Origin of the sequence: Dysgonomonas sp. 216 (assembly GCF_010501065.1) — a bacterium.
Taxonomy (GTDB): Bacteria; Bacteroidota; Bacteroidia; order Bacteroidales; family Dysgonomonadaceae; genus QVMM01.
In genome coordinates this window covers 1-1,338 of sequence record NZ_QVMM01000042.1, presented here as the reverse complement: position 1 = coordinate 1,338, position 1,338 = coordinate 1, and the positions used below count along the sequence as shown (strand labels likewise).

1 protein-coding gene is annotated in these 1,338 nt (G+C 35.8%); it reads left to right on the top strand.

Annotated features, from left to right (window positions below; genetic code table 11):
* Positions 1 to 41 precede the first annotated feature (41 nt).
* Positions 42 to 1,309, top strand: a protein-coding gene (locus D0T53_RS13405; protein ID WP_370457838.1) for an IS3 family transposase whose coding sequence is annotated in 2 segments (ribosomal slippage) — positions 42 to 414 and positions 414 to 1,309 — 1,269 coding nt in all. Because the reading frame shifts where the segments join, the coding sequence is not laid out codon by codon here.
* Positions 1,310 to 1,338: the final 29 nt, after the last annotated feature.

Below are 1,338 nucleotides of genomic sequence, written 5' to 3'. Positions count from 1 at the left end.
TGTCCCGTCCTAATATAGGTTGACACAAAAAAAGTCACCTTATGAAAGATTTACAACCAACATCATTAAAACGCACCCAGAGAGATTACAGTTTATCCTTTAAATACCAAGTAGTCAGGGAAGTTGAATCTGGGGAATTGTCAATAGGAGGAGCTTTACGCAAATATGGTATTCAATCTCATGGAACCGTCTTGAATTGGATAAGAAAATATGGTACCTTAGACCGAGAATTACAAGTTAAGTTTACCATGGAAAAGAGCCCTGAACAGAAATTGATGGAACTGGAAGCTAAAGTACGCTTACTGGAACGACAAAAAGAAAGTCTGGAAAAGCAACTTAAATTTCAACAAGATAAAGCCATCATGTTTGATATGATGATTGATATAGCAGAGAATGAGCTTAATATCCCTATTAGAAAAAAGTCTGTACCCGAAGCATCGAACGTTTCAAAGAAGAAAGGCAAGAAACAATGATCTACACTTGCGATGTATTCGGGATCAGTCGTCAGGCTTATTATAAACAGAAGGAAAGTTTAAGAATAAAGCAAGAACAGGCAGAAGATATTATTGCCAAAGTTCACCTAATACGTCAATCTATGCCTCGCATTGGAACACGAAAGCTCTATTATTTACTTGATGGGCAATTATCTGTGGGAAGGGATAAGCTGTTTTGCATTCTTCGTGCTAATCAAATGCTGATTAAGCCTGTAAGGTCATACACAAAGACAACCATGTCAAAACACTGGTTGCATAAACATCCTAATTTATTGAAGGATATAGATGTCTACCGTCCCGAGCAAGTCTATGTTAGTGATATAACCTACATCAAATCAAGACAAAGGACACACTATCTGTCTTTGGTTACAGATGCTTATTCCCGCAAAATAGTCGGTTACCACCTTAGTGATGATTTAAATGCGGAAAGCGTTGTTAAAGCCCTCAAAATGGCTGTTAAATGCAGAGACAAAAACATACCACTGATTCATCATTCTGACAGAGGATTACAATATTGCTCTGCTATATACCAGAACGTATTGAAAAATAATAAAATAACACCTTCTATGACTGATGGGTATGATTGTTATCAGAACGCACTGGCGGAAAGAATTAATGGTATCTTAAAACAGGAGTTTTTATTTGGTAAATGTAATAACTATATGGATTTGAATATGTTGATTAAGCAATCTGTTAATATTTACAATAACAAAAGACCGCATTTGGCTCTGAAGATGAAAACCCCTAATTTTGTTCATCAAAAACAAAGAACCGATAGACTAAAGACTACCGATTCTTATTATATTTTAGTATAAATCCTGTCAACCTATATTAGGACGGGACA